This window comes from Streptomyces tailanensis, assembly GCF_008386495.1.
GTDB lineage: Bacteria > Actinomycetota > Actinomycetes > Streptomycetales > Streptomycetaceae > Streptomyces > Streptomyces tailanensis.
The window spans coordinates 37639-58790 of record NZ_VTHJ01000052.1 but is presented as its reverse complement, the minus strand read 5'-3'; the positions used below and the strand labels follow the sequence as shown (position 1 = coordinate 58790).

Below are 21152 nucleotides of genomic sequence, written 5' to 3'. Positions count from 1 at the left end.
GGGGAATTCCCATGTCCAAGCGCATTGTCGTGTCGTCGCTCGCCGGTGTTCTCGCCCTCGGTGGAATCACCGCCGGTGGTCTCGCCGTCGCCTCGGCCACCACGAAGACGGAGACGACGGTCGAGAACACCTCGGTCCGCTACGTCGCCCCGTCCGGCAGCGGCGCGGGCTCGCTCACCTTCACCGCGGACGTGAGCGACGACTCCGGCGTCAAGGGCTCCAAGGTCCTTGTGTGGCCCGCGAGTTCGAAGCTCGACCCGACCGAGGCGGACCTTCGGCACGTCGACAGCGCCGTCTGCGAGCGCACCACGGACGACACGTCCCGGTGCACCTACTCGCTGAAGGTCACGAAGCAGGACGCGGCCGACATGGACAAGGGCACGTGGTACGTCTCGACGCTCGCCACGGCCAAGGACGGCGGCACGGCGTTCGCACCCCGCGTCGCCACGTTCGACGTCGCCGGCTGAACCGCCCCTGGCGGCCGGGCGTCTTGGAGGACGCCCGGTCGGCCCGAACGGAAATCGGAACAGAGACAGACAATGGACTTGCTGCTCATATTCGCGTTGATCGGCGGACTCGTCGGCGGGGGCGCGATGTACGCGTTGGTACGTCGCGACGTCGGTAGGAACCGCGCCCTGCTGGTCGCCGCCGTCGCGGCCGTGGCGCTCGGCATCGGCTGGTTCGCCGCGCTGTACGGAGTCGTCGTCGGTCTGGGCGCCGCCATGCTCGCGTATGCGGTGGCGCGTTCCCGGATCGGCGCCGACAAGGCGCTGCTCGCCGCCGGCGGCGCGTACTTCATGGTCGTCGCCAGCTTGACGGCCCTCCTCTACGCGAGCCTCGAAACGATGTGACGCCCTCTCAAGTCATGGGCCCGCGTGCCGTATCGACTGGGTCGCATGTGGTCGAAGAACCTCCTTGCCGCGTCGGCGCGTCATAGGGTTGTCGGCAGAAGATGGAGGTCGTACGTGGTGGAGCGGAAGCCCGGCGGAGGGTTCGCGTGCGAACTGGTCCTCAACGGGGATGTACGAGCGGATGCGCCGGCCGCCTTGGGGCGGAGGCTGGCCGAGGACGGGGGCGCGCGGGTCGAACCGGTCTACGCGGCACGGCCCGCGCCCGGACGGCGGTCGGGCGGTGTCGTCGAGGTGGCCACCCTAGTGGTGACCTCGGCCGGAACCCTGGTCGCGATCATCGAGACGATCCGGGGCTGGCTGACGGGGGCGTCGCGTAACGCCGGGTCGGGCGCTGGAACGGACGACGGTGGGACGGGCGGCGGGACGGGCACGGCGGACGGGTCCGCGGGCGTCACCTCGATCACGGTCATCATGGGCGACGACAAGGTGGAGATCGTCCAGCCCTCCACCGCCGCCGAGGAACGGCTCGTCGAGGCGTTCATCCGGCGGCACAGCCCGTCATGAGCGAGCCGGCCACGCTGAACGTCCGGGTCACCGGGCAGGACAGGATGAGCGCCCGCTACGAGTACGAGCTACGTGTCGGCAGCGCTGTCGGCGACAGCCCTCCGCTCGAAATGGAGTACACGGTCGAGGTCGACCCGGGACTGGTGAGGGACTACCGTGCCCAGATCGACGCCGCCCTGACGGAAGCGGCCGCCGGGGAATCCGCCGCATCGGTCCCGGGCTCCGCCCCGGCGAAGGAGCTGGCCAAGTGGGGCAAGCTGCTCTACGGGCATCTGTTCCCGCGCCTCCAGGGCAACGTGGCCGAGCTCGTCACCCGGCTGCACGCGTCGACCGGCCCCGTCCTGGTGCGTACGAACGAGCAGGAGGTCCCCTGGGAACTGCTGCACGACGGTACGGACTTCCTCGGCCTCAAGCACGATCTCGGGCGCAAGCTCGTGGGCAAGCGCCCCGTCGTCGGCGGGCGCGGCATCAGCCGGGTCCGGCGCGCGCTCATCGTGGGCGACACCATCGGTGACCTTCCCTCCGCCCGTGAGGAGGTCGCCAAGGTCGCGGCGTGGCTGCGCGACCGTGGTATCGCGTGCACGGTGCTGCTGGGCGAGGACGCCACCCGGCTCGCCGTCATCACCGAACTGGCCTCGGAGGAGACGCCGTACGACCTCTTCCACTTCTGCGGCCATGTGACGACCGGGGGCGACAAGAGCGGGCTGATGATGCACAACCGCCACCTCCTCCACGCGGGCACTCTGCAGAATCTCGACTCGCGCGGCGCGCCTCCGGTGACCTTCATCAACGGCTGCGCCTCCGCCGGGGAGGGGCTGGTGGCCAACATGTGCATGTCGTTCATGACGCTGGGCGCGAAGACCGTCGTCGGTACCCGCACCGACGTGGCCGACGAGGGGGCCTGGCTGTTCGCGGCCGAGTTCTACGGGCGGCTGCTCGCGGGCGAGCCGGCCGGCGGCGCGGTCCGGGCGGCCCGTGTCGCGCTCCGCGAACGGCCGGACGCCGCCTGGGCGTCCTTCATCCTGTACGGTGACCCGGCCGCGGGCATCACCAAGGACGCGGCGACGGGGATCCACCAGCCGCCGGAACCGCCCGAGGACGACGACGACCTCACGATGGCTCTCGACCCCGGCGCGCAGAAGCTGATGCGGCGGGTACGGGCGGCCGCCGCCGGCCGGGGCGGGGTCGCCTCCATCGATCTGCTGCAAGGGCTGCTCGGCGAGGCCGGCATCCGGCAGCGGATCGAGGACAGCATCGGGGCGAGCGCCATGCAGGCCCTCGACCAGATGATCCACTATGTCCTCGACCGCAGCGTCGGGCCGGACGGCGACGATCCCGACGCCGGCTTCGATACGGACGATGGCGGCGTGCTGTCCGACACGGTCATCCGTGTCTTCGCGGACGCGGCCACCCGTGCCGCCGAGGACGGCCGGAGCACCATCACCACGGCCGACATCACGGTCGCCTTCGTCGCCGTGGGCGGTGGTGTCTCCTCCCAACTGCTGGAGATGAGCGGGGTTCCACTGGACCGACTGCTGCCGGACGACCGGGACCCGGTCCACGACACCGCCGAGCTGAACGGCGACGGACTGCTGCCGATGGGCGACCTGAGCCGCGACGCCGTGGGCGTGATGCGGTTCGCGAATCTGCTGGCCCAGAAGCACGGAGAGGTCATCGGCACCTACACGCTGCTGCTCGCGTTCGGCGCGATGGGCAGCGAGGCGCTGCGCCGGGGCATGTACGAGCAGGGGAGCGCCGGTGAGCGCGCCTTCCGGAAGCTCTCCGAGATGCTCACACCCCACCGCCGCGACCTCTCCCCCCGCGTCCACGACGTACTGGACCAGGCCCGCCGGCACAACGCCGCCGCGAGCGTCCCGTCCGCCCGCGTCGGCGAGACCGCGATCCTGCTCGCCCTCCTGGAGGACGAGCACTCATCGGCCCGCGAACTGATCCAGAACCTCGGCCTGGACCCCGACCAACTCATCCGCTCCCGGGAAACCTCCCGCTGACCCCAGCCCCGCCGGACTCGACGGAGCCGCCCCGCCCACCCGGCTCGGCGGGCTCGGCGGGTTCGTCCGGCTCGGCGGCCTTGTTCGGTTCGGCGGCCGTGGCGGCCCCGCCCGGCTCGTCGGACTCGGCAGCCTCGCCTGGTACTTCGGGCGCTCCCGCCACTTTCAGCACACCAGGTGCATCCGGCTCGCCGGGCCCCGCAGCCTCGGTGGATTCACCCGACCCGCCAGGCTCACCCGGCCCGCCAGACTCATCCGGGCCGCCAGGCTCACCTGGCCCGCCAGCAGGGTCACCACCCTCACCCGGCCCACCCACCCTCGCCAGCTCCCTCAGCCGCGCCAACCCCCGCGTCGCCTTGGGGTCCCCCGGCCTGCGGCCCAGGCACTCCATCCAGTGGCGGTGAGCCTCCAGGGGGTCGCCGAGGTGGAGGGCGGTGAGGGCCAGGGCGTTGCGGGCCTCGGTGTCGGTGGGGCACCAGAGGACTACGGCGGCGAAGCAGTCGCGGGCGGCGGTGAGGCGGCCCTCGTGGGCCAGGGCGAGACCACGGTTGAACAGGTGTGCCGGATACGTGTGCAGGCGTGCGTAGCCGGACAGTGGCGTACGGCAGCCCGCGCAGAGTTCCGTCCCGTACGCGTTCTCCCTGCGGCACAGGACCACCGGGCAGCGGATCGGCGTCGCGGCGGTCATCGGTTCACCACGGGGATGGCGGAGCCGTCGGGGTCGTCGGGCGAACCGGCGATGATGTTCTTCAGGCGGATCAGGCGCTGGCGTTCCTGCGCGGCCTCCTGCTGGACCCGGCGGGGATCCTGTGCGAGGAGCGCCTGGAGCCCGGTGAGGCGCTGGCCGATGCTCTCCACCTCGTGGCGGTGCTCGGGGGTGGCGGTGGGTGAGGCCTGCACCAGGGTGCGGACCTGGCGCAGCATGTCCTGGGCGTTCTGCAGCTGGGACGCGGCCATCTCGGTCTCGGCGAGCGGCTGGGTCTTCTGGTGGTGCCGGTACGCCAGGGTCCTCAAGTGGTCGAAGATGTGCTGGAGTTGGGTGATGACCTCGGAGTACGACCGCTGGTCACCGGCGTTCAGCGCCCGCTCGCCCTGGTCCCGCTGGACCTCGACGGCCTGGGCGATCTCCCGTTCGTCGTGCGGGGTCTCGGTCTCGGCGCTGAACGAGGCGACGTAACGGTTGAGTTCGGCGCAGTCGCGGACGAGCTTCTCGAAGTCCGCCCGAGGCGGCTGCAGATCCCCGGTCTCGTGCTTGCCGACGGATTCGGCGATCGCCTGCATTTCTTCGAACTCATGGCCCGCGACCGCCTTCTCGCCCCGGGCCAGGGCGTCGTTGAAGGCGGTCTGGGCCATCTCCATCTTGGCCTGCTTCACGGCCGCCTCGCCCGCGGGCAGGAACTCCACGCCCTGCTCGAAGCGCCGCTTCAGCTCGGCTACTTGCCGCTCGTCGGGCAGTTCGGCCTCCGGCGGCACCTCGACGAGCGCCTCGAAGGGATGGTCGCCGATCGAGCCGCGCACGGTGATGAGCGAGTGCACGTCCATCTCCACATCGAGGTCGATGACGGTGCCCCGGGGCGTGGAGGGCGGCACCGGTACCTTGATGACCTGGATCTGCCGGGCCTGCTGGTACAGCCGGAACTCGACGGTGGTGGTGTCACCGGGATGGCTGAAGTCGTAGCGGTCCTTGAACGGCAGCGGCCGTAGCGCGGGGATCAGCGGCTCGCGCTCCGTACGCCCCTCGCGGGACACCTCCAGCAGGATCGGCTTGGCGTTGATGGCCGCGTTGACCGGGCTGCCGACCGGCTTGGCCCCGGCGTCACGGTCGTGGACGACCGCGCGACCGACCGTCGCCAGCAACTCCCCGTCCGCGTCGAACACTTCAACCGTGAGCAGGCTCTGCGCGTCCGGCTGGACGGGAATGCGGGTGAACGCGAAGCTGCCGCCCGGCTTGAGCGGCGCCTCGTCCTCGTACTCCTCGGTGCTGAGCCGCACCGAGCCGCCGGTGAGATCGAGGTCGGGGTCGAGCGCCTCGACCGTACCGCCGACGACCGTGCGGTCCGTGGCCGTGACGACCGTGCCGCGGAAGCCCACCCGGACCGTCCGCTCCTCGTTCAGGATGTCCAGGCCGCCCACCGCCGACGCCCGCACGGCGGCGCCCAGCGCGACGACCGTGTCCACCTGCTCGTACACCGGCTCGGCACACCTGGCCCGCGGCCCACCGGCGCCGGGGGCGGGCGAGCAGAGCCGCTCGCGCACCATCTCCCGGACCAGGGGCAGATGGGTGGAGCCGCCGGCCAGGATGATCTGGTCCACGTCGGCGAGGGTGATCCCGGCCTCAGTGGTCGCCTGGTCGAGCGCCTCGTCGCAGTACTGGAAGGTGCGCTCCAGCAGCGGCCGGGCGATCCTCTCCAGCTCCGTCCGCTCCATCAGCGTGTCGATGACGACCCGCTGCCCGTCCTTGTCGGTGAGCCCTCCGGCGTCGCGGACCACGGTCTCCGTGCGGTCCGACAGGCCCTTCTTCACGGACTCCGCGAGCGACTTCAGCTGCCGGAAGCGCAGCCGGTCCTCCGCGTCGTTCTCCAGGTCCAGGCCCATCGCCCAGTCGTCGTCGATGAGCAGCTGCTGGAGGTGGCGGGCGAGGGCGGTGTCGATGTCGTCGCCGCCGAGCATGGTGTTGCCGCTGATGCCGAGGACCTTGAAGTCGCCGGCCTTGCAGCGCACCACGCTCACGTCGAAGGTGCCGCCCCCGAGGTCGTAGACGAGGAACGTGCCGTCCCGGGTGCCGGTGCGCCAGCAGTAGTAGCTCGCGGCGGCCGTCGGCTCGTGCAGCAGGTCCACCACCCGCAGCCCGGCGCTCTGAGCCGCCTTGCGGGTGGCGTCGATCTGCGGCTGGTCGAAGTACGCGGGGACGGTGACGACGGCGCGGTCGACCACCCAGCTCACGTCCTGCGTGTCGAACCCCGTCACGTCCTGCTCGATCTGCCGCTTCATCTCCCGCAGGATCTCGGCGGAGACGTCGACAGGGGTGCGCTGCTCGTCGCCCAGCTTCACCGTCGTGGGTGATCCCATCAGGCGCTTGACGGAGGTGATCGGCTGCGGCTCGCTGCCGACCCGGGCGAACGCCTTGCGGCCGACGACCAGTTCGCCGCTGCGCGGGTTGCGCCACACACAGCTCGGCGTCGTACGGGCGTTCATACCGTCCTGGTGGATCACGATGTCGGTGTCGCTCGGATTCATCACCGCCACCGCGCTGTTGGTGGTCCCCAGGTCGATGCCGACGGCCTTGCTCACGTACTGCGTCATCCGTTGTCCTTCGTTACGGCGCTCGACGGGGCGCCCATGATCACTTGTCCCAGCCGTACGACCGTGCCGCGGTCGAGCACGATCGGCTCCACGGTCTCCGCCACCACCTCGGCGGTGAACTCGGGCCCGTAGCGCCAGCCGGCGATGTCGACGACGTCCGCGACCGACTCGTACGGCTTGCCGGTGGGGTCCTGCGTGGTGATGTCCATCGAGTGCAGCGGTTCGAGGACCTGTTTCCTCGCCACCTCCAGCCGACGGCCCAGCGACTTCTCGCCCGCCGCCGCCAGCGGCCCGGCCGCTTCCCGCAGCAGGCCGTCCAGCCGGGCGACGTGGACGGCAAGTTCGGTGAGGACCTTGCGTGCCGCCGCCGTCTCCTTCTGCACCCGGTTGCTCTCGTCCTGGAGGTCGGCCCAGTACCGCTGGAGTACGGCGGCCATCTCCCGGCCGGGGGTGACGGGGTCCGGGTCTTCCGGTCCCGCCGGTCCGTCCGGCACCGGGCGCTCCTCGAACTCGTCCCAGTCCAAAGCGGAGTCAACCGAAGAGGACATCGCGCACCTCCAGCGGCGGGCGCTCCAGGCGCAGCGGCACCGGCGCGTGGTCCAGGGCGGGGCGGAGGTCGACGGCGGGCGGGGTCAGCATCCCGTCCAGCAGCCGCCGGGCCACGGCGGCGAGGTCGAAGTCCGCCGCCCTCGGCGCCTCGGCCGGCGGCCCGGACCCGGCGTCGAACGCGACGGGACGGCGGCCGTGCTGCCGGGCGAAGTCGTCCCACCGCTCACCGCGGTCGTAGTCGGTGTCCGGCACCTCCAGCAGGACGTGCAACTCCCGTGTCTCCGGGAAGCCCATCAACGCGTCCTTGGCCCATTCGGCGAGGGCGCCCGCCTCCTGCGGCCCGGTCAGGGCGAGTTCCCGGCAGCGCTCCGCCACGTCCTCGTCGCTCGCCGAGACATGAAGTCCGAGGACATGGAAGGGGTTCGGCTTCATCACTGTCCTTTCCTTTCACAGTTGATTTCGAAGGGTGGCGAGGAGCGAGCGGGCCGTCTCGTCGGTCGGGTCGAGTTCCAGGGCCCGTTGCAGCACCGCGATGGCTGCGTATTTCCGTTTGGAGCCGGCGAGGCCGAGCGCCTGCAGGGTCAGGGCCTGCGAACGTTCCTCGTCGCTGTCGGCCTGTTCGTACGCCTTCTGCGTCGCGCTCAGCACACCTGGATAGTCCTGCCTCTCCAGCGCGTTGAGGGCACGGTCCATCTCGTCGCCGTACCGGTCGGACCGGATGCCGTTCCTGGTCTGGGACAGCAGTTCGGGGGCGCTGGGGTTACTGGGGTCCCACTTCAGCGCCTCTTCGTACAACTTGACGGCGGCGCGGCTGTCCTGCGCCACGAACAGCGCGCGGTCCACGAAGTGCACGCCGAGCGCGCTGTTGCCGGGGAGGTGTCCTTTGCCCGGGGTGCAGAGCGGAGCGAGGGCGTCGGCGAACCTGCGCGCCTTTCCGACGACTTTCCGCAGTTCGCCGGTCCTGCTCATGCGGTAATGGCAGTTCTGCAGGTCGTTGTACCACTGGAGGCCGGTCTGGAGGAGGCGGGGCAGCGGGACTCCGAGGTCGATCAGCGGTTCAAGCTGGCGGACGCCGGATTCGTAGTCCTTGTCGATGCCCTCGTCGAGTTCCGCGATGGCGGCGGGGTCGCCCAGCGCCTTCTCGGCGGTCCGGACGACCTCGGCGCACCACTCGTCGATGACCGAACCGGCCAGCGCGGAGATCCCGGCCCAGCGCTCGGGGTCGACGGCCGGGGACCACGGGAAGTCGAACTCCCGCAGGAGGCCGTGTACGGCGGACTCGCCCTCGCGGACGGCGTCCAGCACCCGCAGATGCAGTAGGGCGGTCTCCCGCTGCTCCGACTGGCCCGACTGGAGGGCCTCGGCGCCGAGTTTCCGGTGCAGGGCGAACAACTCCGCGCACACCTCGATGCGCAGTCGCCTCTCCGCGTCGGGCCCGGCGGGCGTCTCGCCGTGCTGCTCCCAGAAATCCGCCGAGCCCAGCAGCAGGGTCCACAGCACGGTCGCGCGGGCCAGGTGTCCGCCACCCGTCGAGGAGGCCGGTGCGGGGCCGCCGAGTGCCACCTCCCGGTACAGCACGGCCAGGGTGTGGTGGAGCCGGACGCCGTACCGCAGGGTCTTCACCCGCTCCTCCCAGGCCCGCTGGACGCCTTTGCGTCCGCCCGATCGCAGGGCTCGGGTCAGCTTGCCGTCGGCCTCGATCGCCTTCTCCAGGGCAGCCGTGTAACGGCCGGGCCGCTCCCAGGGGACGGGCTCCGGCAGCGCGCCGGGGAACAGCTCGTTCAGCAGCCGGTCGACGTAGAAGTCGTATTCGAGCCCGTGGGCGAGCGACTTGGCTCTGCGGGGCGACGGGAGGGGGTTCAGCGCGGGGCCTTCCGCCGGTTGCAGGTCGGCGGCCCGGCGCAACAGCTCCGCGCCGCGCAGCGGATCCTCCGCCCGGCGGACGGTCACGGCCCGGTGGCAGAGCAGCCGTCCGTACTGCGTACACACGTGTACGGAGTCGTTCCCGTCCCCCTCCCCGTTTGCGTCGTGCGCGCGCTTCCACTGCTGTTCCGCCAGCTCGTACTCCCCTATGGCGGTCGCACAGCCCGCCAGGACCGCCGGGGTGAGTCCGGGCGCGCTGTCGTCGATCAGCCGTTTCACGAGGTCGGCCAGGGGGTGGGGTTGGCCGGGAGGACGCCGTTTGACGCCATCGGACCTGCCCTTGCCCTTCCCGCCGTTCCTGCCCTTGCCGCCGGGTTTGCCGCGGGGCCTGCCGTCGCTTGCGAGCAGCGCGGGCAGCAGCCGGTTGACGTCGGTGACGGTCGAGAGGTCGCAGTCGCCGGCGGCCGCGGAGAGCAGTTCCAGGGACCGTGTCACGTCGCTCTCGACCAGCCCCGCCGCATGGACGACCCTGAGCAGCGCGGCCCGCTCACCGCCCCCGTCGGGAGGGGCCGATTCCGGTGAGCGGCCGTCTAGGACGTCGGCGAGCAGGGCGCACACGCCGTCGTCGCCCGGCGCGGCCCTCAACTGCCGTAAGGCGGCGTCCCGGTCGCCCCGCGAGAGGTCACCGGCGGCGGAGGCCAGCGCCAGCACCGGTTGTACGGCGCCGGAGAGCCGCTCCGCCCGGACCGGGGGGCGTCCGGGGGCGGGCCGTACCATCGCGGCGGCCACGAGCCGGTCGGCGAGGGCGTGCACGCCGGGCAGGTCGTGCCGGTCGGCCAGGTCGCACACCAGTTGGGCGAGGGCGTTGCGGCGGCCGAGGTCCTCGCTGAGCATGCCCGCCCGGGTGAGCGCGGTGGCCAGCACGGTCACGGCCTGCGGGGGCGGCTCGTCGGTCTCCTCGACCAGCGCCGCCAGCCGCCCGCACAGCCCCAGCCCGGCGGCCTCCGGATCCTCCACCAGCAGCGCCAGCCCCAGGACCCACTCCGCCCAGGGGTGCTGCCGTACGGCGGGCGGCAGCCCGGCCTGTTCGTCCGCGCCCGGTGGGGGAGCGGTGCCGTGGGTGACGGTCCTGGCGGCCCGCAGCAGTACCGCGGCGTCCGGCGGTACGGCGTCCGGTCCGGCGGCGACAGCACCGGCGAGCTCCCTGGCCGCCCGCCGCGCGTGATACGGGGCGTCCTCGGGATCCAGCGTCGAACCCTCCCCGGCCATCTGATGCAGCCGGACCACGCCGAGCACGTACGGCACCTGCGGCAGCCGGTGCCTGACCAGCTTCTCCAGCCCGGCCTCGATCCCCGCGTCCGCCCCGCCGCCGGCCGCCTCGGCCCACACCCGCAGCAACTCCGCCTTGGCGCCGGTCAGCCCGGCGAGCAGCCGGTGGGCCCGGCCCGGACGGCGCTCCTGAAGGTGGTGCGCCGCCAGCACCAGCGCCGCCCGCTGATGCCCGAGCGCCAGGGCCGAACCGAGTAACCGCCGCCCCTCCTCGGGCTCTTCGCGCAGTGCCCGCAGCCCCGACCACAGCAACCGGTCGGCCCGCGGCAGCCGCCGGTACAGCGGATTCCTCAGCAGCTCCGCCATGTCGGCCGCGCCGTCCGCCCGCCCGTACGCCTCGGCCAGCGCCGTACGCAGCGCCTCCAGCCGCTCCGGCAGGTCGCCGTCGTCCGGGGGCGGATCGGGGGGAGCCGGAGGTGGACCGGGCGGCCGCCTGCCCCCGGCCAGGTCGCTACGGATCCGGGCGACCGGCTGATAGCCGGGCGGGGACCCCGACGCCACATGTGCCGCGTTGCTGCCGGGCCCCGCGTCCGGTTCGGAGTCCAGCAGGAGACACGCGAACGCCCAGTCGTCCGGACGCCGGGTCATCGTGTCGCCGAGCAGCCGGAGCCCGGCCCGGTCACCGGTCAGCAGCTGCGCCCAGGCGGCGTGGTAGCGCCACCGGGGCAGGACGGAACCGCCGGACGCGAGGGGTACGTCGCCGGACGCCAGGGGTACGAGGAGGTCGCGGGCCCGCGCGGCGTCGCCGTCCAGGAGGTGCAGCCGGCCGAGGGCGTACGCGGGCCAGGGGCCCGCCTCATGGGTCAGGTCGACTGCGACCAGCCGGTCGGCGGCCGGGGGAGGGGCGTCGGTGTCGGAGCCCAACCAGGCCAGTATCCGGCCGAGAGCGGCCGCCGCGGCGACGCGGGGCGCGGCCCTGTCCGCCGCGTCGAGCGCCCACCCCGGAATGCTCGCGGCCCGCCCCGCCCGTACGTGCGCGACCAGCAGCCCGAGCAGCGCGGTCTCGTCACGGGGGTCCGCCTGACACGCCGCGAGAAAGTGCTCCCGGGCCGCGTCGGGTTCCCCGGCGACGAGCAACCGGTGCAACCCGGCCGCCCGGTCCGCCCCCGGGACCCCGGCCCCCGCCAGCGCGGCCGCCTGCCGCAACCGCTCCGGCTCCGAGGAGAAGTCCACCCGCAGCACGTCGGCGACCAGCGCGACGACCGCCGGGGGCCGTGGCACGCCCCGCCTCAGCAGATCCGCGTAGACGTCGAGACGGGCCGCGTCCCGCTCACCGGAACGGGCCAGCTCGTCGGCCAGCGCGACCCTGGCCTGGTCCTGCACCGACTCCGCCCAGTACAACCTGGTCAGCAGCTCGACGCCCTGCCGCCCCTCACCCCGCCCGAACCGCGCCCCGGCCAGCGGCCGCAACGCCTGATCGAGGCCGACCTCCCCGGTCTCCGCCACGAGCCCACCGACCCGCTCCAACGCCTCGAAGTCGGCGTCGGTGAGCAGAGGCCGGAACGGCTGCCCGGTCAGGGACCGCAAGAACTCGCCCCACAACGGAGCAGCCGCGTCGGGCCGCCTCTCCATACGACCGAGCACATCCCGCAGCCGCCCCAGCCCGCTCTGCGGATCCGGCTCCTGGGCGGCCGCGCTCCACAGCCGCCGCAGCCGCCCCGACGCACTGAACCGATCCCCGAAGGACGCCGACGGACTCATGAGCCCACGCCCGCTCTATACGAACGGCCCGCGCCCTGAAGGGGCGCGGGGCTGTGTCCATTTGCGGCTCCGCCGCGGGGCGCGACAAGCCACGAAGCAGCCGCAGACGCTAGACGACCTACCCCGGCACCCCCATCGGCGCACTTCACCCCCGGCTCCTCTCACGTCGCAGCAGATCCTCGAACTGCGTGGTCTGAAAAACGTTCCCGGCCCGCCGGTAGGCGTCGGCGGCACGGCTCAGCAACGCGCACCGCTCCTTGCGGGTGCGCAGCAGCGCGCTGTCGCGGACCAGTTGCCAGGCGGCGGCAAGGTGCCGCGCGGCGCCGGCCGGATCGCCCTGCGCGTCGAACAGCCGGGCGAGTTCGCTCAGCATCGCCAACCGGAGGGCAGACGGGACTTCTCCCGACTCGGAGTCCAGGCAGGTGCGGAGTGTCCGGCACGCCCCCGCCGTATCCCCCTTCGCGGCCTGCTCCCGGGCCTCCTCCAGCGCGGCCACGCCCGGCGACGGACGACGCGGCCCGGCCTCGGCCCGGTCCAGCGCGTCCAGGAGTTCCTGCGCGCTGCGGAACCGCCGCGCGGGCTCGAACTCCAGGCAGCGCAGCACGACTTCGTCGATCTCGCGCGTCACCGTGTTGTTCAGCCGTGACGGCGGCGCCGCGCGGGCCCCCCGCTTCTGCTGGTAAAGCCAGTCGCCGTGCATCGTGTCGGGCAGACCCGGCGGCGGTACGAGGTGCTCGAACGGCAGCCGCCCGGTCAGCCCCTCGTACATCAGCACCCCGAGCGAGTACAGGTCGGAGGCGGGCAGACTCCGGCCCTGGGAGGTCTCCGGTGCCATGTAGGTGAGCGTGCCGGCGACCCCGGGGACCGACCCGGACTCCAGCAGCCGGGCTGCGAGACCGAAGTCGATCAGCCGTACGGTCAGATCCGAGCCCAGCAGCACGTTGTCCGGCTTGAGGTCCCGGTGCAGCAATGGCTGGTCCAGGGCGTGCAGTCCGCGCAGCGCCACACAGATCTGCCGCGCCCACTTGAACAACTGCGGGGCCGGTACGGTCTTCATGCTCGCGAACTGGTCGGCGAGCGTGGTGCCCTGGACGAACTCCATCACCAGGAACGCCCGCCCGCCGGCGTCGTGGGCCAGCCCCCCGTCGTACACATGGACGAGGTGACGCCGTGCCTCGGAGTCGCTCATCCCGTCCATCGCCTCGGCCAGCCGCAGGATGTCGGCGAACTTCTCCCGGGCGTCCGCCTCGGTCATCCCCGCGTCCCGGGAGATCTTGCAGGCGACCCGGCGGACGGGGCGGCCGAGGATGCGCTGCTCGCTGAGGAACACGGCACCGAAGGCACCACCGCCGATCCACTTGGTGAGCAGATAGCGGTCGTTGATCACCCGCCCCTCGAACGACCGCAGATCGGTCCCGTCCCCGTGGTCACTCACTCCGCGGCCTCCTGCTCCTTCTCCTGGGCCTCCTGCTCCTGCCCCTGCTCCTTCTCCTGGGCCGGCCTGAAGCGGATCTCCGTCCAGGGGCCGTCGGGCCCGCTGGAGTGGAACACGCACTCGATCCGGCCACACCGCCGGAACTCCTCCTCCCGCCGCTCCCCTTCGAGCAGAAGCGGCTGGTCGATCAGTTCCTTGAGAAGCTTGCCGATGACGCGGCCACCCTCCTTGCCCCCCGACTTCTCGTTCGCCAGATGTCCACGCCGGGCGACGTAGTCGATCAGCGACTCGGGAACGACCAACTCCTTCTCACGCTTCTCCAGCCACCACGCACGCTGCTTGTCGACCGTCTTGAGACAGATGCCGACCATCGCGTCCAGATCCAGCGGCCGGAACACGATCACCCGGTCGATGCGCGCCATGAACTCGGGCGAGAAGACAGGCCCGCCCCGCGACTGGTCCCCGACCCGAAGCAGCGCCTCCTTCACCGCGGCGACGATCTCCTTCTCGGGCCGGCCCTCCCGTGTCATCCGGGAGATGATCTCCGCGCCCGCGTTGCTGGTGAGGATGAAGATCGCCCGGTCGCCGTGGGCCTTGACGCCCCGCTGGTCGACGATCCAGCCCTCGTCGAAGAGGTTGAGGAAGGGCCGCCACACCTCGGAGTGGGCCTTCTCCGCCTCGTCGAGCAGGAAGACGCCGTACGGGTCCGCGTTCAGCTCGTTGATGAGTTTGCCGCCGCGTTCGTAGCCGATGTATCCGGGCGGGGAGCCGATGATGCCCGACACGCTGTGCGCCTCGGTGAAGTTCGCCATGGGGTAGGTCACCAGGCGTTTGGAGGAGGAGTAGAAACTCGCGACGGTCTTCGCCAGTTCGGTCTTGCCCGTCCCGGTCAGTCCGGCGAAGAGCATCACCGACGCGGGCCCGCCGCTCGCCCCGGCCAGGCCCGCCTTGATGCGGCGCAGCTCGCTCGCGACCACCCCGACCGCGTCCCGCTGGCCGAAGACGGAGCCGCCCAGCGCCTGTTCGTAGTCGATCCGCTCGCCACCGGTGCCGGCGATCTGCTCGGCGGGCACGCCCGACACCTCGGCGATGACCCGCACCACGTCCTCGGTGGTCACGACGGATCCGGTCACGACGGACCCGGACCCGGCCCCGGTCACGACGGCCCCGGTCTCGCCGTGCTGCGTACGGCGGTAGTCCAGGTCCTCGCAGGCCCGGCGGAGCACCTTGACGGCGGCGAGCGGCAGCCGCTGGTTGAGGATGAAGTCCGAGGACATCACCACCGCCCGGTCGACGACCCGGCCGTCGATCCCGACCCCGAACTCCGCTTCCAGGGCGTCCGCCACCTGCTGGACCATGTCCCGCGCCGAGTTCCGGTCGGGTTCGGTCATGGGGATACGGGTGGTGAGTTCGCGCAGGACGTGGTCGGCGGCCAGCAGGTCGTCGTACTCCTGGTCGGACAGCACGCCGACGAGGTGGATGCGGCGTTCCTTGAGCGCGCTGCGCAGGGCGAGTACGTGGTGGGTGTCGCCGGGGCCGCGAAGCAGGGCGCCGAGTCCGTCGAGGCAGACGATGAGGTCGGTGCGCCCGGCGACATGGGCGATGATGCGGGCGAGTTTGGCGCCGCTCTCGGTGTCGGGTACGTCGCGGCAGTCGACGCGCAGCAGGCGCTTGCGCCGCAGGAAGGGCAGTTCCCCGGCCGCCGCCCGTCTGGCCAGTTCGCGCAGCAGGGTGGTGGAGCCGACTCCGGCGGGCCCGGTGATCAGCACATGGTTGTCGGTCGTACGGTGCAGGGCCCGGCCCAGCGCGTCGAAGTACCGCTCCAGATGCCGGGCGGGCGGAATGCCCTGGGTCCGCGCGACCCAGGTGAGGTCCTCGGCGGGCGGCGAGCCGGCCGCTAACCGGAAGGCGACCTCGCGCGGTCCCGCCGTACGCGCCTCCCGAACGGACTGGGCGAGCAGTTCACGCATCCGGGCGAGGTCCACGCGTAACGGATCCGTCTGGAACACCGACGCCAGCCTCGGCGGCGGATCCTCCAGCAGCGCGTCGAGCAGATGCGGGGTGTCGACCTGCTCGGCGCCCCAGACCGCGGCGGCCCGCTGGGCCTGCGCCAGCATGGCGAGCAGCGGCTCGCCCAGCCCGTCCCGATGCAGCGGCGGCGCGTCCTTGCCGTGCTGGGACAACCGGAAGGCGCCGCTCAGCATCTCCGCGACCTTCGCCAGGCCCAGCTGCGGCGGGATCTGCAGCCGGACGAGCCGCTCGGTCAGCCCTTCCGTCTCGCCGAGCAGGGCGAGGAAGCAATGCGGTGGCAGCAGCCGGTCGTACCCCAACTCGCCCGCTCGCTCCGCCGCTTGCTCCAGCACCGCCCAGGCGTCCGCCGAGAACTCCTCGGAGCGCAGCCGCCCGGTGTCGTCCAGCAGCGGGGGCGGCGGTTCGACGCTGACGCGCACCTGGTCGCGCAACGCCCGCGCGGCGGCCGTCGCGTCGAGGATCCGCAGGAACTGCCGGTCACCGGGGTCGGGTTGCTCCAGGACACAGGCGACGAGGAGTTCGAGGCAGACCGGGCGCAGCCGGTCCCGGTCCTCGGCGAACTCCGCCGCGAAGCGGTCGAGTGCGGCCAGCGTCTCCGCCGCGAAGCGCTCACGCCGTCCGTCGAAATCGAAATGCTGCCCGTCCCGGCTGCCCGGGTTGTACACCGCGATGGTTTCCAGCAGATGCCGCGGCTGGGCGCCTTCGGCGAGCGTCAGCGAGAGAACCGACAGAACTCCCTGGTCACCGGAGTCGATCGCGGCGTGGAGGATGTCGCTCGGGCGAACCGTCCCCGAACAGCGCTGCGTTGCCGCTGAGAGGATATCGATCGACCGTTCGTCGAGAAGTGCGTGCGGTGTGAAGATCCCTTCCGAAAACAACGACAAAATGACGGCGCCCCCGTAACCGCTTCCGGCACACCCGCTGCATTCCCAGTTTGGCACGGGTACGAGAACCCTGATGTAAATGTGGCGCACTATTCGGATCCACAGATTCGCAACATCTGCCGGGACCGGCCGGGATCAACGGGGAGGCGCCGGCCGGGAGTCGTGGAAGGTGCTACGCGGGGGATGCGGGGGTTTCAGGGGAGGGCGGCAGGGGGGCGGTGACGAACCACCCCCGCTGAGGTACGGCATACACCCAGCCTTCTTCGGCCAGCAGGCCAAGGGCCCGCCGCATGGTCGTCCGGGCGATCCCGTACCGCTGTACGAGCTGGGCTTCACTCGGCAGCATCCGCCCTGGTGGGCAGTCGCCGCGCCGGATCTGCGCGCGGAGGATCTCGGCGAGTTGCCGGTACGGGGTCAGGGGCGCGCCGTGGTCGATCTCAGCGTCAGGGTTCATGGTTCAGTGTGGGGATCCGGGGGAGGGCGGCAGCGGGTCGGCTACGAACGACCCCCGGGCGCGTACGGTCACTACCAACCCCCTGTCCCGAAGGATGTCCAGAGCCCGGCGGACAGTACCCGGACCGACCTTGTAGTCGTGCGTCATGGTCAGTTCCCCCGGCAGGCGGGTGCCCGGCGGGTACTCACCGGAACGGATCTTCCGTTCGATGATCGCGGCCAGCTGTTCATACACGTACTGCGGCGAGTCGGGGCTGATCTTGTCCACCCTTCGACCGTAGGCCGCCACCCTCCGCTACGCATTACTTACTACTACTACCAACTACTACCTACAACCACCGTATCGGAGTAGAGTCCGGGAGGAAACAAGGACGCCCCGGCGGGAAGGGTGAGAGCTTCCCGCCGGGGCTGAGCCGACTGAAGTGGAGTCGACCTATGCGCAGCCCACTGGCGGCGATCCTGAGCCTCTTCCTGCCTCCTCGCGGAGCGCACCGCGCCGTCACACCCCCACCGCCCCCTACCCTTGCCCACCCGCCCCCACCTATCCGCCCGCACCCCCGCGTCCACCCCTCGACGTCATCACCGCCGATGGCATGCCCCTGGTCCGCCCGTACGTCGTCGTATGGGAACGCGAGCTTGACGAACGTGATCGGCGGCGCGCGGCGGCCCTGGGGCAGGACCACTGCCCGTGGGAGGTCGCCGTATGAGCCCGTCACCTCTCCGCGGTCTCGGCATCGACCCGGCCACAGGCAAGGAGGCGTTCGCGGTCACGCGGCCCGGTGGTCTCCTTGAGGAACCGGCCGACGTACACGCCCTGAAGGCCGCCGCCGTCCTGGTGATGGTCGTGGGTGCCGTACTGGAAGCGGGCAAGGCGTCCGACACTGAACTCGCGGCCTTCGTACCGTCCTTGCACGCCGCGCTCGAAGAATGCGTCGGCATCATGGCGGCGAACAGAGTGCGATGGTGTAGCCCGTGGGCCGCGGCGTGGCCCACGGGATGCACTCTCCTGACGAACTGGGAGCGAGGTGCTTTACGTAATCGGTGTGTCGGTCATGCTGCTGCGATCAGACGCCAGAGGGACGTCGTCTCGGCACTTCGTGCGTCGTGGAGTGGGTCGGCGGTGTTCTTGGACCGCGAGTGCCGGGGCTTGGTGTCGATCTTGTCCGCGACCCGGAGGTGTGCTGCCTGGATGGCGGCGAGCAGCTGCGGCCGTGTCCTGAGGCCGAGGTGCTCTGCCAGGTCCGACAGGATGAGCCAGCCCTCGCCGCCTGGTCGGAGGTGGGCGGACAGCCCGGCGAGGAAGCCTCGGAGCATGTTGCTGTCCGCGTCGTAGACGCCTTGCTCGATGGGGCTGGTCGGACGGGCGGGGAGCCAGGGCGGGTTGCACACGATGAGGTCGGCGCGTCCTTCCGGGAACAGACAGGGGCCTGCCACGTCGATGCAGTCAGCCAGTGCAAGCCGGTGGATGTTCTCCTGGGCGCAGGCCAGGGCACGTGGGCTGATGTCGGTGGCCACGACGCGGTTGAATCCTCGACGGGCCAGGACGGCGGCGAGGACGCCGGTTCCCGTGCCGAGATCGAATGCTGTAGTGGTGGCCGGGCTGTGTCGGGTCACCGGTGGCAGCGGCGTGCGGGCGACCAGGTCGACGTACTCGCCTCTGACGGGTGCGAACACGCCGTAGTGGGGGTGGACGCGGGTGCCGAGCGCCGGCACATCGACCCCTTTCACGCGCCACTGGTGCGCCCCGATCACTCCCAGCAGTTCCCTGAGGGAGACCACCATGGGCCCGTCGGGCGGGCCGTAGGTTTCCCGACACGCTTGGCGCACGTCGGGAGCCCGGCGCAAGGCCAGGGTGTGGTCGGCGTCCAGCAGCACCAAGAGCTTGCCGAGGACGCGGGCGCGGTGGCTGCTGGCACGTCGATGCAGGTGGAAGGACTCGCTCGGGGGTGTGTTGAGCCTGGGTGGTTTGCGATCGATGCAGCGGCCCATCGCCTGTAGTAGTTGCCGGGCGTTGTGGAAGTCGCCTTGCCAGAGCAAGGCCGTTCCTTCGCACGCCTGGCGGTGGGCGTCGTCGGCCTTCATCCGGTCGTCGGCGACGACGACGCGTTGCGGAAGGGGGGTGCCGTTCTCGGAATGCCAGCGTGCGGACTGGTGGGTCGGGCCTTCTGTCCAGTGGATCGTGGACACCACGTACTCCTCGTGGTCGAACGTGCAGGGGCACGAAGAGCACTTCGACGAGGAGCGGACTGAACCGACGCCTGTCCACCGGACAGGCCTGTGCGTTGAGGCAGGTGGTCGCTACCGTCCTTGCGCCGAAGCGCGAGAGCGGACGTCCCAGACGACCATGCCAAGCATCAGGATCAGCCCTTTCTGATGACCAGATGAGAGGCAGCAGGCTCGCACAGGTGTTGCTCGGCTGCCAAAACACGCTGGTCATGAGGACTCTCTGGTAAGGAGCAAGGTGTTACTGGTCCGGTTGACCTGCGGCCGGCTCAGCGGGCGGGCCTCTTCGTCCACTGGCTGGTGCGAGATCCCGCGCCCTGCGGCGGCGCCGAAGTAGCTCACCCATTCGGGGACGTCGTCGCCGAGCTCCTCCGCCAGGAGGTCATCGGCGGCGCTGAGGTGCCTGTCGGCTTGGCGCTCGTCGAACTTGAGCGGCGGGTGCACGGCGCATGCGGTCGTCGCTGTCGAGCCGAGGAGCGATTGGCAGATTTGTATCGGCTCGGGCGGCTGTCACCGGGGTTCGGTGAGGTCATGAGCGGGACTGATCTGCCAATTGCGCGACGGGGGCCCGCTCCCGACTGGTTGCTGTCCATCGACGGGCAGGCGGAAATTCCCTCGCGTTGTGACTGGAACGGGCCGAGACTCGTCTCATGGCTGACATGGGGGCGTTCCGGGACGCGGTCACCGCGTGGGCGGCGGGTGGTTCCGGCGACCCCGCGCACGAGCTGGCCGCGCGGCTGCACGTCCGGGCGGCCGTTCTGCTCGAAGGGCTGAGCGACGTCGCGGCGGTTCGCGCGCTGGCGGAGAGCCGCGGGCGGGACCTGGCGGCCGAAGGGGTCTGCGTCCTGTCGATCGGCGGTGCGATGAGTGTCGGGCGCTACGCCCGACTTCTCGGTTCACCCGGCCTGGGCCTCCGCCTCACGGGACTGTGCGACGAGGCGGAGCGGCCCTACTACGCCCGCGGCTTCGAGCGGGCCGGTGCGGCACAGCAAGGCTTCTTCGTCTGCGCGGCGGACCTGGAGGACGAGCTCATCCGCGCGCTGGGCGTGACACGGGTGGAGGAACTCGTCCGAGCGGAAGGCGAACAGCGCGCCCTCCAGACCTTCCTGCGTCAGCCCGCACAGCAGGGCCGCACCCCACAGCAGCAGTTCAAGCGCTTCCTCGGAACGAAGAAGGGGCGCAAGATCCGCTACGGCCGCGTCCTCGTCGAGGCCCTCGACCCCGACCGCGTCCCGGCCCCACTCGACGGCCTGCTCTCCAGCGTCTCTGATCGGCTTGGGTTTCCTGGGTGATCCCTGGTGTTCGGGACCGATCTGTAGGGTGACTCGGCCGTTGCCATCCTGGGATGGTGGTGGTGGTGTGGGCGTGGCGGTGGAAGCCTGCCCCGAGTCTGGCCCCGTCCGGCCGGTGTGGCCGGTCGGGGGTGCCGGTCGTTGTCGGTCCCTGCTGCCGTGACCACCGCCGGCTGCGGTGGGTCGGGTGCGTGGGGGTCCGCCCCGCCGGACGCTTGCCACCCGGCGCTGGGCCGGGTGGGGCGGGGACCCTGCGCCGCTTTCCGGGCGCAGGGCGTCTGTTCGTGCGATGGCTCTTGGTGCGGTCCCGGGTCTGGTGCTGGACCTGGCTTGCCTGGTCCAGGGCCTCAACCACCGTGCGGATCACGAAGGTTCCGCTGGCGCGGTCGAGGCACGTTTTGTTCTGGTGGGTGAAGCCGCGGGCGCCGATGCGCTGCCAGGCGGCGCTGTCCCGGCCGGTGCTGTACCCGCACGCTTCGTTGGGGCAGGTCGCCCATGCCCAGCCCGCCGCCCGATTGTTGGGTGCCTTGTGGTGGCGGATGGCGGTCAGGCAGTGCGGGCAGTACTTCGACGTCCCGCGTGGTGGCACGATGACGGCGGCGATGCCGTGGGCGGCGGCGGTGTGGCGGACGTGGGTGACGATCGCGCCGCGCACCGTCTGGGAG

At 71.4% G+C, this 21152-nt stretch carries 17 protein-coding genes and 1 pseudogene; 5 read left to right on the top strand and 13 right to left on the bottom strand.

What is annotated here, in order from left to right; translation table 11 throughout:
• The first annotated feature begins 11 nt into the window (after nt 1-11).
• The 4 genes from F3T56_RS33725 (at nt 12) to F3T56_RS33710 (ending at nt 3424) form a co-directional block, all read left to right on the top strand.
• On the top strand, nt 12-467 hold the full coding sequence (locus F3T56_RS33725) for a DUF5707 domain-containing protein (RefSeq protein ID WP_149829149.1): 456 nt from the start codon (nt 12-14) through the stop codon (nt 465-467).
• Between the two features lie 78 nt (nt 468-545).
• Nucleotides 546-851, top strand: a complete 306-nt coding sequence (locus F3T56_RS33720; RefSeq protein ID WP_149829148.1) for a hypothetical protein — start codon at nt 546-548, stop codon at nt 849-851.
• A 114-nt stretch (nt 852-965) separates the two neighbouring features.
• Complete coding sequence (locus tag F3T56_RS33715; RefSeq protein ID WP_149829147.1) at nt 966-1415, top strand: effector-associated constant component EACC1; 450 nt, start codon at nt 966-968, stop codon at nt 1413-1415.
• Nucleotides 1412-3424, top strand: coding sequence for a CHAT domain-containing protein (locus F3T56_RS33710; protein WP_149829146.1), 2013 nt, complete (start codon nt 1412-1414; stop codon nt 3422-3424). Before F3T56_RS33715 ends, F3T56_RS33710 begins: the two co-directional genes overlap by 4 nt.
• Here F3T56_RS33710 and F3T56_RS47155 read toward each other — a convergent pair.
• From F3T56_RS47155 to F3T56_RS33650, 12 genes are all read right to left on the bottom strand, one after another.
• Nucleotides 3396-4112 (bottom strand): hypothetical protein, encoded by a 717-nt coding sequence (locus tag F3T56_RS47155; protein ID WP_216373033.1) that lies wholly within the window; start codon nt 4110-4112, stop codon nt 3396-3398. The two genes, F3T56_RS33710 and F3T56_RS47155, sit on opposite strands and share 29 nt — an antisense overlap.
• Nucleotides 4109-6727, bottom strand: coding sequence for an Hsp70 family protein (locus F3T56_RS33700; RefSeq protein ID WP_149829145.1), 2619 nt, complete (start codon nt 6725-6727; stop codon nt 4109-4111). The genes F3T56_RS47155 and F3T56_RS33700 overlap by 4 nt, the downstream gene beginning before the upstream one ends.
• Nucleotides 6724-7275 (bottom strand): hypothetical protein, encoded by a 552-nt coding sequence (locus F3T56_RS33695; protein WP_149829144.1) that lies wholly within the window; start codon nt 7273-7275, stop codon nt 6724-6726. The genes F3T56_RS33700 and F3T56_RS33695 overlap by 4 nt, the downstream gene beginning before the upstream one ends.
• The gene (locus F3T56_RS33690; RefSeq protein WP_149829143.1) at nt 7259-7708 is read right to left on the bottom strand and encodes a hypothetical protein; all 450 of its coding nucleotides are present in this window, start codon (nt 7706-7708) and stop codon (nt 7259-7261) included. Before F3T56_RS33690 ends, F3T56_RS33695 begins: the two co-directional genes overlap by 17 nt.
• Nucleotides 7709-7723: 15 nt before the next feature.
• Nucleotides 7724-12169, bottom strand: a complete 4446-nt coding sequence (locus F3T56_RS33685) for a tetratricopeptide repeat protein (protein WP_149829142.1) — start codon at nt 12167-12169, stop codon at nt 7724-7726.
• A gap of 145 nt (nt 12170-12314) precedes the next feature.
• On the bottom strand, nt 12315-13604 hold the full coding sequence (locus F3T56_RS33680) for a serine/threonine-protein kinase (RefSeq protein WP_172639262.1): 1290 nt from the start codon (nt 13602-13604) through the stop codon (nt 12315-12317).
• Complete coding sequence (locus tag F3T56_RS33675) at nt 13601-16513, bottom strand: AAA family ATPase (RefSeq protein WP_149829140.1); 2913 nt, start codon at nt 16511-16513, stop codon at nt 13601-13603. The genes F3T56_RS33680 and F3T56_RS33675 overlap by 4 nt, the downstream gene beginning before the upstream one ends.
• 178 nt (nt 16514-16691) lie before the next feature.
• The gene (locus F3T56_RS33670) at nt 16692-16973 is read right to left on the bottom strand and encodes a GntR family transcriptional regulator (protein ID WP_149829139.1); all 282 of its coding nucleotides are present in this window, start codon (nt 16971-16973) and stop codon (nt 16692-16694) included.
• Between the two features lie 3 nt (nt 16974-16976).
• Entirely contained in the window at nt 16977-17240 is a 264-nt protein-coding gene (locus F3T56_RS33665) for a GntR family transcriptional regulator (RefSeq protein ID WP_149829138.1), read from the bottom strand.
• 444 nt (nt 17241-17684) lie between these two features.
• Entirely contained in the window at nt 17685-17885 is a 201-nt protein-coding gene (locus F3T56_RS46525; RefSeq protein WP_172639261.1) for a hypothetical protein, read from the bottom strand.
• 137 nt (nt 17886-18022) lie between these two features.
• Complete coding sequence (locus tag F3T56_RS33655) at nt 18023-19159, bottom strand: methyltransferase (RefSeq protein ID WP_149829137.1); 1137 nt, start codon at nt 19157-19159, stop codon at nt 18023-18025.
• A 246-nt stretch (nt 19160-19405) separates the two neighbouring features.
• On the bottom strand, nt 19406-19639 hold the full coding sequence (locus F3T56_RS33650) for a hypothetical protein (protein ID WP_149829136.1): 234 nt from the start codon (nt 19637-19639) through the stop codon (nt 19406-19408).
• Between the two features lie 206 nt (nt 19640-19845).
• Between F3T56_RS33650 and F3T56_RS33645 the strand changes: the two genes are divergently transcribed.
• Nucleotides 19846-20487, top strand: coding sequence for a TOPRIM nucleotidyl transferase/hydrolase domain-containing protein (locus F3T56_RS33645; protein ID WP_149829135.1), 642 nt, complete (start codon nt 19846-19848; stop codon nt 20485-20487).
• A gap of 499 nt (nt 20488-20986) precedes the next feature.
• On the opposite strand, the pseudogene F3T56_RS50250 reads toward F3T56_RS33645, so the two are convergent.
• Nucleotides 20987-21076 (bottom strand): annotated as a pseudogene (locus F3T56_RS50250) (hypothetical protein); the annotation flags it as partial.
• Nucleotides 21077-21152: the final 76 nt, after the last annotated feature.

What these genes read in the sequence shown, in the direction of transcription:
- F3T56_RS33725 (WP_149829149.1), top strand. Translation starts at nt 12, where the DNA reads ATGTCCAAGCGCATTGTCGTGTCGTCGCTCGCCGGTGTTCTCGCCCTC.
- F3T56_RS33710 (WP_149829146.1), top strand. Translation starts at nt 1,412, where the DNA reads ATGAGCGAGCCGGCCACGCTGAACGTCCGGGTCACCGGGCAGGACAGG.
- F3T56_RS47155 (WP_216373033.1), bottom strand. Translation starts at nt 4,112, where the DNA reads ATGACCGCCGCGACGCCGATCCGCTGCCCGGTGGTCCTGTGCCGCAGG.
- F3T56_RS33700 (WP_149829145.1), bottom strand. Translation starts at nt 6,727, where the DNA reads ATGACGCAGTACGTGAGCAAGGCCGTCGGCATCGACCTGGGGACCACC.
- F3T56_RS33695 (WP_149829144.1), bottom strand. Translation starts at nt 7,275, where the DNA reads ATGTCCTCTTCGGTTGACTCCGCTTTGGACTGGGACGAGTTCGAGGAG.
- F3T56_RS33690 (WP_149829143.1), bottom strand. Translation starts at nt 7,708, where the DNA reads ATGAAGCCGAACCCCTTCCATGTCCTCGGACTTCATGTCTCGGCGAGC.
- F3T56_RS33685 (WP_149829142.1), bottom strand. Translation starts at nt 12,169, where the DNA reads ATGAGTCCGTCGGCGTCCTTCGGGGATCGGTTCAGTGCGTCGGGGCGG.
- F3T56_RS33670 (WP_149829139.1), bottom strand. Translation starts at nt 16,973, where the DNA reads ATGAACCCTGACGCTGAGATCGACCACGGCGCGCCCCTGACCCCGTAC.
- F3T56_RS33645 (WP_149829135.1), top strand. Translation starts at nt 19,846, where the DNA reads ATGGCTGACATGGGGGCGTTCCGGGACGCGGTCACCGCGTGGGCGGCG.